The organism is Pseudonocardia sp. Ae505_Ps2 (genome assembly GCF_001932425.1).
Taxonomy (GTDB): domain Bacteria; phylum Actinomycetota; class Actinomycetes; order Mycobacteriales; family Pseudonocardiaceae; genus Pseudonocardia.
On the sequence record NZ_MCIP01000001.1, the window covers coordinates 2,658,377 to 2,670,418 of the forward strand.

General features: G+C 72.1%; 8 protein-coding genes, 1 tRNA gene and 1 pseudogene. 7 read left to right on the top strand and 3 right to left on the bottom strand.

What is annotated here, in order from left to right; genetic code table 11:
• Positions 1-25: 25 nt before the first annotated feature.
• Positions 26-2,062 carry a S9 family peptidase gene (locus Ae505Ps2_RS12805; protein ID WP_075553644.1) on the bottom strand — a complete coding sequence of 679 codons (2,037 nt, stop codon included), beginning with the start codon at positions 2,060-2,062 and terminating at the stop codon, positions 26-28.
• Positions 2,063-2,148: 86 nt separating this feature from the next.
• On the opposite strand from Ae505Ps2_RS12805, the gene Ae505Ps2_RS12810 reads away from it, so the two are divergent.
• From Ae505Ps2_RS12810 to Ae505Ps2_RS34220, 6 genes are all read left to right on the top strand, one after another.
• A tRNA-Ala gene (locus tag Ae505Ps2_RS12810) sits at positions 2,149-2,221 on the top strand.
• 233 nt (positions 2,222-2,454) lie between these two features.
• Positions 2,455-2,952, top strand: a complete 498-nt coding sequence (locus tag Ae505Ps2_RS12815; protein ID WP_075553645.1) for a hypothetical protein — start codon at positions 2,455-2,457, stop codon at positions 2,950-2,952.
• A 283-nt stretch (positions 2,953-3,235) separates the two neighbouring features.
• Entirely contained in the window at positions 3,236-3,991 is a 756-nt protein-coding gene (locus Ae505Ps2_RS12820) for an SDR family NAD(P)-dependent oxidoreductase (RefSeq protein ID WP_075308034.1), read from the top strand.
• A 61-nt stretch (positions 3,992-4,052) separates the two neighbouring features.
• Complete coding sequence (locus Ae505Ps2_RS12825; protein WP_084786262.1) at positions 4,053-4,700, top strand: TetR/AcrR family transcriptional regulator; 648 nt, start codon at positions 4,053-4,055, stop codon at positions 4,698-4,700.
• Between the two features lie 464 nt (positions 4,701-5,164).
• Entirely contained in the window at positions 5,165-5,902 is a 738-nt protein-coding gene (locus Ae505Ps2_RS12830; protein WP_139320170.1) for a hypothetical protein, read from the top strand.
• Positions 5,903-6,271: 369 nt separating this feature from the next.
• Positions 6,272-7,402 (top strand): C40 family peptidase, encoded by a 1,131-nt coding sequence (locus Ae505Ps2_RS34220; RefSeq protein WP_075553648.1) that lies wholly within the window; start codon positions 6,272-6,274, stop codon positions 7,400-7,402.
• Positions 7,403-7,634: 232 nt separating this feature from the next.
• On the opposite strand, the gene Ae505Ps2_RS12840 is transcribed toward Ae505Ps2_RS34220, so the two are convergent.
• Positions 7,635-8,861: an erythromycin esterase family protein gene (locus Ae505Ps2_RS12840; protein ID WP_075333026.1), complete on the bottom strand. Its 1,227-nt coding sequence runs from the start codon at positions 8,859-8,861 to the stop codon at positions 7,635-7,637.
• Between the two features lie 90 nt (positions 8,862-8,951).
• Between Ae505Ps2_RS12840 and Ae505Ps2_RS12845 the strand changes: the two genes are divergently transcribed.
• Positions 8,952-9,653 carry a MerR family transcriptional regulator gene (locus tag Ae505Ps2_RS12845; protein WP_139320171.1) on the top strand — a complete coding sequence of 234 codons (702 nt, stop codon included), beginning with the start codon at positions 8,952-8,954 and terminating at the stop codon, positions 9,651-9,653.
• A gap of 1,238 nt (positions 9,654-10,891) precedes the next feature.
• Here the strand turns inward: Ae505Ps2_RS12845 and Ae505Ps2_RS33385 are convergent.
• Positions 10,892-11,227, bottom strand: a pseudogene (locus Ae505Ps2_RS33385) (C40 family peptidase); the annotation flags it as partial.
• Between the last annotated feature and the right edge of the window lie 815 nt (positions 11,228-12,042).

Below are 12,042 nucleotides of genomic sequence, written 5' to 3' on the forward strand. Positions count from 1 at the left end.
CCCCCCGCGCCCTCGGCCCGCGCCCTCAGCCCGCGGGCACCTGCGCCGGCCTGCGCCCGCCGAGGTGCCGGCCGAAGAAGTCGAGGATGATCTGCGCCCGCTGGACTCGGTGGCGCGGCGACCCGTCCCGCGACATCCCGTGGCTCTCCTCCGGGAACCGCCAGTACTCCACCGGCCGCCCGAGCAGCCGCAGCGCGACGAACAACGCGTCGGCCTGCTCGACCGGACACCGCAGGTCGTCCTCGGAGTGCAGGATCAGCATCGGCACGTCGATGCCGCGGACGTGGTGCAGCGGGGACATCCGCCGGTACTCCTCCGGCGCGTCCAGCCACGAGCGGCCCAGCTCGTGGCCGAACCACCCGGCCGCGTCGGAGCTCCAGTCCAGCGACTCCAGGTTGTTCACCGCCCGCTCGCTGCAGGCGGCGGCGAACCGGTCGGAGTGGTGGGCGGCCAGCCACGAGGTGAGGTATCCGCCGTAGGACCCGCCGAGCACGCCCACCCGGTCCCGGTCGAGCTGGTCGAACTCCGCGAGGGCGCCGTCGAGCGCGGCGAGCACGTCGTCGGCGTCGATCCCGCCCCAGCCGGTCCCGGGTGCGGTCTCCGCCAGCGGGCTGCGGATCGCCCGTACCCGGTCCTGGGTGTAGCCGGTCGATCCGTGCGGGTTGCACCACACGACGGCGTAGCCGGCGCCCGCCCACAGCCGGAACTCGTCGAACCAGGCGTCGGCGTACTGGGTCATCGGGCCGCCGTGGATCGACAGCAGCACCGGCAGCCGGCCGCCGGCGCCGGTGGCGGGCTCGTCGGGCAGCAGCACCCAGGTGTCGATGTCGCCGTCCCCGGCCGGGGACGGCACGGCCAGCCGGTACGGGGTGCGCCCGCGCGGCACGGCGTCGTGGAAGGGCTCGGTGAGCGCGGTGAGCCGGCGCAGCGACCCGTCGTCGGTGACGTGCAGCTCCCCGAGATGGTCGTGGTCGGTGACCAGCACGACGGTGCTCCCGCCCGCCCGGTCGTAGGCGGCGCCGGCCCGCGCGCCGGTCAGCAGCGCCTCCGCGGTGCCCGCGCCCGGTCCGTCGGCCGCGACCCGGTACAGGTGCACCCCGCCGCGGTCCTCGCAGGACACCAGCAGGTGCCCGTCGTCCCAGATCGGGGCGCGGGCGCCGGGGAAGGGCCGCCAGGTGCGGTCGATGCCGGTCGCCAGGACGTCCTCGCGCCCGGTCGCGATGTCGACCAGCGCCGGCGACGCGTGTGCCGGGGCCGCCAGGTGGTCGTCGGAGGCCAGGGTGGCCAGCCGGGTGCCGTCCGGCGCCCAGGACGGGTGCGTGTGGTGGCGACCGCTGCGGGTGAGCAGCCGCGGCTCGCGGCCGCCCGCCGCATCTCCGCCCGCCGCGTCTCCGCCCGCCGCATCGACGAGGTAGATCCGCGCCGTCTCGTCCAGGTCCCACCCCGGCTCGCGGTCCGCGACGACGGCGAGGGTCCGCCCGTCGGGCGACCAGGCGGGCGACGAGTGCTCGTACGGCCCGCCCGCGACGGCCACCGGGTCGCCGCCCCCGGCGTCGACGACGAACACCGTCGACGGACGGTCGATGATCCAGCCCTCCCCGTCCAGCCGGCTGAACAGCCGGTCGATCCGGCGGGGTTCGCGGGCCCGGTCGTCGTCGCCGGTGGCCCACCGGGCCGCCCGCTCCCGGGACACGAACGCGATCCGGGTGCCGTCCGGCGACCACACCGGCTCGGAGATCCCCTCCGGACGCTCGCAGACCACCACCGGCTCGCCCGGGACGCCGATCGGCAGTACCCGCAGCCGTGCGCCGCCGCCGTCGCGCCCGGTGACGACGGCGAGCCGCGTCCCGTCCGGCGACCAGGCGGGGGAGGAGTCTCCGTGCTCGGAGCCGGTCAGCCGCCGCGGTGGACCGCTGCCGTCGGTCGGCGTGAGCCAGATCGCCGTCCGGTACCGGTTGGCGCCGAGGTCGACGCGGCGGACCGCGACGGCGACGTGCGCGCCGTCCGGGGACACTGCAGGGGGGCCGAGGGTGACCAGTCGTCCGATGTCAGAGGGCTGCACGGGGTCGACGGTAGGGCGCGACGCCGGGAGGGGCACCCCCCTTTCCGGGCCGGAAACCGGCCGGTGTAGTGTTCTTCATGTCGCAAGGGGCTGTGGCGCAGCTGGTAGCGCACTTGACTGGCAGTCAAGGGGTCAGGGGTTCGAATCCCCTCAGCTCCACCCTTCTTCACCAGGCCAGGACTAACGTCCCGGCCTTTTTCTTACCCGGATGCAGTCGTTGTGAGTGATCAGCCGAGTGTCCATGCCGGGCGGTCCGATCGGCGGCTGACTTGCGCTGTGTCCGACGGGATCACGGTGCGCCGACGGGCGCAGATGGTCCGGGGTCGCGGGAGGTGCAGAGGGTGCGGGTTCCGGCGACGAGCTATGCCGGCCGATGGCCGCGCCGTGGTGTCGTGACGGTGACCCCGGATGAAGTGGTCTTCGAGCCGAACACGGCAGAGAAGCGGCTACGCGCCGACGGTTTCTCGGGCCCGGCACACGACATTCGGTCGGTGTCGGTCGAGCCCCGGAGCATCCGTCGACCGACGTCCTGGGGCAGCCATCGCGTGCTGTGCATCGAGACGCCAGGGCGTGAGAGTGTGCTGAGGCTCGGTGTGGATCACGGTAGGCACGTGGCTCCACTGGTGTCGGCGATCCTCACCGGGGCCGAGGACGAGCGGGCCGTTCGCAGAATCGGGCGGAAGGTACGGCACCAGTTCCCGACCGTGTCGCTCTGGGGACAGGCGTTCGCAACGTCGCTGCTTCTTCTGGCTCAGCTCGGCCCGGCGCTGTTGTGGGGCGATGCCCCGCTCGACGCAGGCCGTATCAGCCTGAGCATCATGATCGCGCTCCTGATGAGCGTCTACCTGGCCGTACTGGTCCACAGGGGTGTTCAGCGGTCGTCCGCGTGATCGTCAGGAGCGGCGAGAGTGCCACCGCCGACGGGTTGCTCACGAGGATGTCCGCGTACCGACCGAGGACGAAGGCGGGTAGGGGCGACGCCGTCGCTCAACGTGGTCCGTCCTCGTCGCGCGGTCCGTGGCGGGCTCGGCCCCAGGGGCGGTGGGTATGGCACTCCCAGGATCGTCGAGTCCTTCCTCCCGATCCGAGGATTCGCAGAATGAGAGGGGACGCACGGCTCACCAGTGGAAGCAGGAAACCGTGTACCCCACACGCCGGTCGAAGGAGAACCCCATGACGAACAATCGCACGGCCCTGGTCACCGGCGCGAATCAAGGCATGGGGAAGCACGTCGCCACGGGCCTGGTGGCAGACGGGTACACGGTGTACATCGGTTCCCGGGATCTGGGTCGGGGCGAGATAGCCGCCAAGGAGATCGGGGAGGGCGCGGTGGCCGTTCAGCTCGAGGTCACCGACACCGAGTCGGTCGCGGCGGCGGCGAGGCGGATCCGTGAGGAAGTCGGCAGCCTGAACGTGCTGGTCAACAACGCGGCGATCTCCACCACCCGCCCGGGCAGGGGCGACCTCGAGTCGAGTCGCGCCGCGTCCATGGCCAGCGTGGTCCCGCTCGACGAGGTGCGGGGTGTGTGGGAAGTGAACGTCATCGGCGCGCTGGCCGTGTACCAGGCCATGGTGCCGCTGCTGCAGGCGGCCACCGACGCCCGGGTCGTCAACGTCACCAGCGCCCTCGGATCCCTGACCCTTGCCGAGAACCCCGAGCTCGACCTCCGGGCCAACTTCAGCACGTCGTACGCCGCGTCGAAATCGGCACTGAACGCGGTGACGCTGGCCATGATGATCGAATCTGAGACGACCGGCATCAAGGTCAACCTCGTGTCACCCGGCTTCGCGAACACCCAACTGGTCAACTTCCAGGGGACGGACACGATCGAGGACGCCGCTCGCGAGATCCTCCGCGTCGCCCGGCTCGGTCCGGACGGAGCGCACGGCACCTTCACGACGTGGGAGAACCTCGCCCTCCCCTGGTGATCGCCGGTCCCCTCCATCACGATGAGGCTTGCCCTAGACCTACACAATGTAGCCTCAGAGCATGGCGGCTCGAGGTGAACGACCCGACGGCCGGACCCGCCCCCGCGAGGTCCAGGGCTTCCGCCACGGTCGGGTCCCGCGGGCGGTACGCGCACGACAGCTCGTGGAGTGCGCGGAGGCGTTGTTCCTCGAACGCGGACTGCAGGCTGTGTCGGTCGAGGACGTCTGCCGGGCGACGGGGGTGAGTCGGCCGGTCTTCTACGACCACTTCGACTCCCTGACCGGCGCCTACATCGCCTGCGTGCGCCGGATCCGCGTGGAGTTCCAGGAGATGGTGGTTGCCGAGATGGCCGGGACCGAGACGGCGGAGCTGTCGGTCCTGTTCCAGGTCGCGGGGGAGGCGTTCTTCTCTCTCATCGAGCAGGATCCGCGCCGCTGGGCTCTGTTCTACGGCTTCCCGGGTCTGTACGGGGAAGCGGCCGAACAGCTGGAGAGCCTGCGTGAGGACAGCGTTCAGGTCATCGCCGCGCTGATCAGTGCTCGCCGTCCGGAGCTGAGCGAGGCCGATGTCATGGTCGCCGCGCAGATGATCTCCGGTGGCGGCGAGCAGCTGGGCCGTTGGTGGCTCCGACACCGTGGCGAGGCCTCTCGCGACGACGTCATCGGCGCCTACCGCCGCTACACCAGCGCCGCGCTGCACAGCATGTGACGGGCCGATCCTGCGTCGATCGCCCTCGGGCTGCAGTGTTCGGACCTGCCGACGTCAGGCGCACGAGAACGACGCGGAACCGGCTAGGACGGGGATCAGGATCTGGGGCGGCGCCCCCCGCCCTCACCGCGGCAGGCCTGCCCGGAGCGGGTGTCGGTCACGGCGATGACCCCCGTCGTCGAGCGGCAGGGGCATCCAGTGGCCCGGCGAGTTCCGCGTGCATGACCTCGACGTAGCCGTCAAGCGGGTGATGCGACTTTGCTCTTTCCGGGGTGACCGACGCTGTGTAACCTACACAGCGTCGGTCAAGCAGTGGGCCGCAGCCAGCAGGTGAACCGGGCCTCGGTGCCCGTCCACCTCACGAGCACACGATGCGGCGATGACGGCCGGTTCCGGCGCACCGGACCCTCCGAGTGCGACCGCGACGATCCGGCTCGACGCCACTCCCGGACGGAGGAGCGACGATGCACGACCAGCACGAGCAACTCGGGCCACCTCGGGCATTCGTCGCCCGGATGCGCGAACGACGGCGACGCCACACCCACACCCCGACCGAACGCGACGACCCCGCCCGCGCCGACGGTGCCGAGGTGCGGGTGGAGTCGTCGACGACATGGTGGGCCTGGCTCTGCGGCGCGGCGTCCTGCGTCGTGGAGATCGGCTCGGCGGGCGGCGGGCACACCAGGGCGGGAGCCGGGGCCGCACGCGGGGACTACATCGTCGTGGAAGGCGACCGGGACTCCGCCGAGGCCACACGGCGGCACCTGCACCTCGACGGCCTCGACCGCGCCCACGTCCACTGCCCGACCGGCGACGGGGCAACCGCGCTGCTGGACCTGGCCGGGCCGCTGCTCACCGGCTGCGACCTGGTCAGGTTCGACCTGACCGGGACCGGTGCAGCCACCCTGCCCCAGCTCCTGCCCTTCGTGGAACAGCGGCGCCCCATCGTGTTCCTGCACGGCTACCACCGCTGTTCCTCGCTGGACCAGCTCCTCGAGCGGCTCGTCGGACGCGGGTTCGTCCGACTGTCGTTGTCCGACGGCCTGCGCAGCAGCTGCTCCCATCCCGGCCTCGCCGGCAGCCCGACGGTCCTGCTCGTTCCCGCCGAGCAGTGCCGCAACCTCCCCCGTCGACAGACCCGAGCAGCAACCGACACCGACCCCGCCGACGACGGGCACACCCCGGCGCGGCTGGTCGGCTGAGGCCGGAGGCGACGAGTGAATCGGGCTCTGGCACGTCCTGCTCGGTCGGCGGTTCCCCGCGTTCCGAGCGCAGGATCCGTGGAACGCACTGGTCGTGGTCCGGGTCCTCGGCACCGCCCCGAGCGCCCGGATGCCGTCGGGTCGGCTGCGACCGCGGTGTGCGTGGGCCTGGTGCTGTGGTCGGTGACGTCGCTCGGCGGCTCAGGTCTGGCGTCGGTCCCCGCTGCGATCGATGATCAGAACCCGGCTTCCCCGGCATCGGCGCCGTCGTCCCTCGGTTCTGGCCCCGGTTTCGTGTCAGAAGCAGGGCCACCGTCGACAACGTCCACTGTGACGGCCGGCGTCGAGCCAGCGGCCGCCACCACTGCCATGCCGGACCAGCGCGCGAGGATCGCGGTCGAGGTCGCGATGAAGCAGATCGGGCTGCCCTACATCTGGGGCGGGAACGGCCCGGAGAACGGGCACCGCGGATTCGACTGCTCCGGGCTCACCACCTTCGCCTACGACAAGGCCGGGGTCGAGCTGCCGCGCACCGCGCACACCCAGTTCCGCCAGGGCCCCCGCGTGCCCGACGGCACCCTGCTGCAGCCCGGGGACCTGGTCTTCTACGGCACCTACAGGAAGGTGCACCACGTCGGCATGTACATCGGCTCCGGACGGATGGTGAACGCGCCGACGTTCGGCAAGCCGGTGCAGACCGCCTGGTACCGCTACAACGGCGACGACTACATCGGAGCCACCCGCCCCGCCGCGACAGGCACCGGCGCCCTGCCTACTGTCCCGAATCCTGCCGTCCCGGAGCTCCCGGACCCGACCATCCCCGACGTCACCGAGTTCCCCGCACCACCCGCACCACCACTACCACCGGCCCCGAACCCCTTACCCGAACCCGCGCCGAGGCCGACCGCGATCGCGATGCCGGCCCCGACGGTGGCGGCGCCCGCTCCGGTCCCGACGCCGGCGCCCGCTCCGCTTCCCGAGGGCCGCCCGGACGCTGCCGTAGCGCCCCGGCCGCGTCCGACATCACCTCCCACCCCGACCCCCACACCGAATCCACCGCCCAGCCCGCCGCGACCGACCCCCACCACGTCGGTCCCCACGCCACCACCCACCCCTACGTCCACGGCTGTTCCCCCGACGACCCCGGTTGCTCCGCCCACCACCCCGACCGCCTCCACGGTGGTGCAGGCGGTCTCGCTGACCGACCCGACCGGCCAGACACACCCGGCCACGCCCGTGACCACCAGCGCCAGTGGCCTACCCACCACGACGGGGTCCTGGGCCGGCCCCGACCGATGGGTCCTACGCGTGGCTGCAGCACTGCCCGCAGCGACACCAGGGGCCGGCCTGGTGTTGCACCTGGCCGACGGGACCACCCGCACCTTCACCGTGCAGACCACCCGCAACACGACCACCGCGGCCGCCGCATCAACGATGAGTCCACTGGTCGTCCTGGCGCCGGCAGGACCGGGGGAGTGGGTCGTCACGACCGCCCGATGAGCAGACGGGCGCCTGCTACTCGCCGAACGCGCGGGCCATGGCGGCGGCCTCGCGGCCGTCGTGGGTGTTCGGGGAACCTCCCGTGCCAGTGGCTCACCGGCCCGCCGCGGCCAGGGCCGGCCGGTCGGGGCGCGGTCGGGAGGCGCCGGCGGGCGGCACCACGGCGGGGCTCGATCGACGGACGCTTCATGGGGGCAGATCACGTGACCACACCCAGACGAGTCGGGCCGGGTCAGTCGGCGTCGCGGAGGAACAGGACGGCGTCGAGTTCGTCGAGCAGGTCGTCGTCGATCGGGAAGTAGCCGGGGTGGCTCGTCGCTCGTGCTGCGCGTCCGGTGCGCAGGTCGCGCAGCTCCTGCCCTGCGACGAGCTGGCGGTCCGGCGGGCGGGTGGCGAGAGCGCCCCCTGCCGTCGACGGGTCGGGCTCGCCGATGCCGTGTTCCCCAGCGCTGCCGACGGCCGTCGCGACCACGGCGTACCCGTCGCCGAGCCGGGCGGCCAGATGCGCTCCGGCGGGCTGCCAGCGCAGCGTCGTCGGCGGGACGTGGACGCCTGCGATCGTGACTCCGCCCCAGGCCATCGTCGACGTCCCGGTGCGCAGGTGTTGGTGGTGGGCGAACAGCAGCACCGGTGTGCGCCGGGCGAGTGCCGCCACGTTGTCGGCCATCATCGTGTCCCGCAGCGCGCACAGGAGGCCGGCGCGGTCGTCGGATGGGCGGGCCATCGCGGCGTGGTGGGCGAGCAGACCGGTCGCGGTGCGCGCGGCCAGCTCGGCGTCATCGAGGCCGGGGTCGCCCGCGCGGCGCAACGCCGGTGCCTCGGCCTCCAGGGTGCGGGTGAGGTCGTCGGCGAGCAGTCGCACCTCGCGCACCCGCTGCTCGCCGCCGACCGAGCGGTCCGGGTCCAGCATCGCCATCGGCTCGGCCCACGGTTCGTCCGCGCCGAGGAGCCGGGTCAGCGTGTCGCGGTCGCACGGCAGAGCACGGTCCAGGTCTCGGCCGCTCAGGTAGTCGTAGAGATGCAGCAGCGTGGCCCGCGGGCTCGGGGTGGCGACCATCTCCATCGGGCCGTCGAAGCCGGTGACCCGCACCTGGTCGCCGGTCGGGAGACCGGCGTTTCGCTCGCGCGCCCAGCGCACCAAGTCCCGGTTCGCCGGCGAATCACCGAATCCGTGACTGAACCCGTGGGCCATGACCTGGTCCTCGGTCAACCCCTCGCAGCCCGGGGCGTGGCGGACCCAGGCGTCCACGAGGCGACCGGCCCAGGCGTCGCTCTCCAGTGCGATCGTCCGGAAGCCGGCGTGCTCGACGATGTGCTCGAACACCTCGTTGCGCACCCTCGGGAACGCCTCGATGCCGTGTACCGGCTCGCCGAATCCGAGCACCCAGGGCATCGTGCGGCGTTCGGTCAGTAGGCGGTACACGAGCGCGGCCGGGTTCGAATCGTGTGTCGTAGTCATGTCCCTGAACGGTATCCTTGAACCTCCAGTGGGGACTTTGCGCTTATCAGCACTGGGAGACTGCCCAAAACCCTCAACCGGAGCGATAGGATGCGTTCGATCGACCTGGCCCGTGAGCACGGTCTGTCGACGCAGGCCGTGCGCAACTACGAGGCCGCCGGCATCCTGCCTGCGGTGCGGCGCACATCCTCGGGATACCGGGCCTACACCGAGCAGCACGCCCGCGCGCTGCGGGCGTTCCTCGCGCTGGTGCCAGGGCACGGACACGGCACCGCGCGGGCGATCATGGTCGCCGCCGTCGATGGGCGGACCGCCGACGCGCTGGAGCTCATCGACCGCTCACACACGGACCTGGCAGAACGACGCAGGGTGCTGGACGGTGTGCGACGTACCTTGTCCGGGCTGACCGATGTGGACCTCCCGCCCGGGCCGGGGATCCCGATCGGCGCGCTCGCCCACCGGCTGCAGGTGCGGCCTGCGACGTTGCGGCGCTGGGAGGCTGTCGGGCTGCTGCGACCTGCGCGCGACCGCGCGGGGCACCGCACCTATCACCCAGCCGACGTTCGGGACGGGCACGTGGTCCGGGAGCTGCGTCGTGGCGGGCACCCGATCCCTCGCATCGCCCCCCTGCTCGACGAGCTCCGCGCTGCCGGGGACGCGGCCGCGCTGTCGGCGGCCCTGGACGAACGGCGTGGAGCGCTCACCGCTCAGGCTCGCGCCATGCTCCGCGGGGCGGGCCTGCTCGATGCGTTCCTGTCGGACACGGCATGTCTCCCGATGTCGTCGTCCTGATGTGAGAGCGCGGCTTCGCGACATCGCCGTTGTTCTTGGGCGCCGCGCGTGCCGGGCAGGGGCTCAGCGCGGCGATGCGGCGACCTCGACGATGGCGCTGATCATGAGCATCTATGCGGAGGCTGTGAGGCGCCGCCGCGCCGGCGCCGTCTACCCGGTCGCCGGAGGGGGCGGCCCACTCCGCCAGTCCGACCTGCATGCACTGCACCGCATGTGTGCCGGTCCGGTCGTCATGGCAGCTGCGCCTCGACGGCATCGGCCCCAGCCACGGTGCCACCGCCGTCGCGGGCCCGGGTGCGCATCCGGTCGATGCTGTCGCGGATTCGCGGACTGGAGGTGAGCTCTCTGACGCCCCATCGCGCGTCCTCCTTCTCGGCTACTGCCAAGTCTGGAGGTGCCTGGGCATCGGGGGTCACTTCAGGAGCGTGACCGGATGGGACTCTGCGGCGGCGTGGTCAATCGCCATCGGTGATGCGGGTGGTCGGTGATGGCTGCGTCCCGGGGGTGCCGGTGGTGACGTGCCAGTGCCCTTCGCCTGCGGGAGTGAGGACGGTCAGCGGGGCGGTGCTCGTGGCTGCGTCCGCGGTCGCGAGGGTCTGGGTGCCGGTGATCGAGACCGGGACCGACGTCCCGTCGGCGAAGCGCAGCACGAGTTCGCCGCCGGTGGAGGTTGTGCTCAGCGGGTGTGTGAGCCGGACGAGAATCCGCTGGTCCGAGGTCCACGCGCCCGGTTGGGCGGGGAGACCGTCGCTGCCGCGGTCGACCGCGGCCAGTCCGATCACCGACCCGGAGTCGACCAGTGCGATCGGCGGGTGCCCGGTGCCCCACACCGTTGCGGGTGGAGCGGTAGACGGCGCGGCGTCGTCTGGAGCAGGTACCGGTGATGCAGACGTGTCGGGACTGGCAGGCGAGGTCATTCCTGTGGTGGGGGCCGGTGCCGGGTTGGGGGTGGGCATGATCGGTGCCGTGGTGGCAGAGGGGCGGGGGCTCTGCAGCGATGGCTTCGCGCCCGCAATCGGTGTCGTGGGTGCTGCGCTGACGGTGCCGGTCTCGGGCGCGGGGGTGGGTGCTGCGGCATGGCTTGTCGAGGCGTTGGGCAGTGTCGGCGTCAGCGGGGGCGTGGGGACGGGCAGCGGTGGAGCGGGCGGGGCGCGGAAGATCGGCTGGTCCGGGATCCGCGGGTCCGGAAGCTCGGGAACGGCGGGGTCGGGCAGCGACACCGCGCCTGTCCCGGTCGTGGCGGGGCGGGTGGCGCCGATGTAATCGTCGCCGCCCCACCGGAACCAGGCGGTCCGCACCGGCTGGCCGAAGGTCGGGGCGTTCACCATGCGCCCTTGTCCGATGTACATGCCGACGTGGTGGACCTTGGCGTAGGTGCCGTAGAAGACGAGGTCTCCGGGCAGTAGCTCGGTGCCGGCCGGGACACGGGGTCCGTGGCGGAACTGGGTGTGGGCGGTGCGCGGTAGCGCCACACCGGCCTTGGCATAGGCGAAGGTCGTGAGTCCGGAGCAGTCGAATCCGCGGTGCCCGTTCTCCGGCCCGTTGCCGCCCCACACGTAGGGCAGCCCGATCTGCTGCAGCGCAACCCGCACCGCGAGCTGTGCCCGCTGCTGTTCAGATGCCCCGCCCACCGCTGCCACCTCGACGACCGCGCCGGTCGGCTCCACGTGGCTCACATCGTCGGTGTGGAGCGCCTCATCGATTCGCGGCCCGAGTACCGGCCCGAGTGGGTTCGGTAGCGAGTTACCGGCTGGCGAGGGCGGGCGCGCCTCGAGTACCGCGGCCGGTGCTGGTTGGGCGATCAGCGTGCCATCGATCGGGGACAGGAACAGCGCCGCGTACCACCACACCAGCCCGGCCGAGATCGCTGCCACGGCGACCCACACTCCCCGTTCTCCACGCTCGACCGCCTCTGGCCGACGAGTAGCGGTGCTTGGTCTGCGGGGTCTGCGGCGGGCGATCACCGTCGACTTCCTTCACCGCGGAACTGCTGGACCTGCCGGCCGGTCATGTCAGGAGTTCCCTGCCGGGTAGAAGGCGACCCACTCGAACTCCGCCCGAGCTGGTACCGCGTCGGCTGTGGGGGAGGACTGGACCCACAGCCTGAGCTGTACCGGGTGCTCACTGGTAGCGGGCGCCGGGACCAGCGGAGCTTCCTGGAGCAGGCGCCCGTCGAGGAACAGCCGGGTCGACGAAGCCGTGCGCTCGACAGCCCAGTGCTGCCACGCAGGCGTCCCGTGAGCGACGGAGGCCTGTTCGACCATCCGGGAATCCAGATGCGGCTCCTCGCCTAGTACTGCAACGGCAGTTCGGCGTGTGGTGAGAGGCTGACGGCCGTTCGGCGGTGATGATCACCGCGTGGTTGATCTTGCCGGGTGGGTGGCCTCGT

What these genes read in the sequence shown, in the direction of transcription:
- Ae505Ps2_RS12820 (WP_075308034.1), top strand. Translation starts at nt 3,236, where the DNA reads ATGACGAACAATCGCACGGCCCTGGTCACCGGCGCGAATCAAGGCATG.
- Ae505Ps2_RS12825 (WP_084786262.1), top strand. Translation starts at nt 4,053, where the DNA reads ATGGCGGCTCGAGGTGAACGACCCGACGGCCGGACCCGCCCCCGCGAG.
- Ae505Ps2_RS12830 (WP_139320170.1), top strand. Translation starts at nt 5,165, where the DNA reads ATGCACGACCAGCACGAGCAACTCGGGCCACCTCGGGCATTCGTCGCC.
- Ae505Ps2_RS34220 (WP_075553648.1), top strand. Translation starts at nt 6,272, where the DNA reads ATGCCGGACCAGCGCGCGAGGATCGCGGTCGAGGTCGCGATGAAGCAG.
- Ae505Ps2_RS12840 (WP_075333026.1), bottom strand. Translation starts at nt 8,861, where the DNA reads ATGACTACGACACACGATTCGAACCCGGCCGCGCTCGTGTACCGCCTA.
- Ae505Ps2_RS12845 (WP_139320171.1), top strand. Translation starts at nt 8,952, where the DNA reads ATGCGTTCGATCGACCTGGCCCGTGAGCACGGTCTGTCGACGCAGGCC.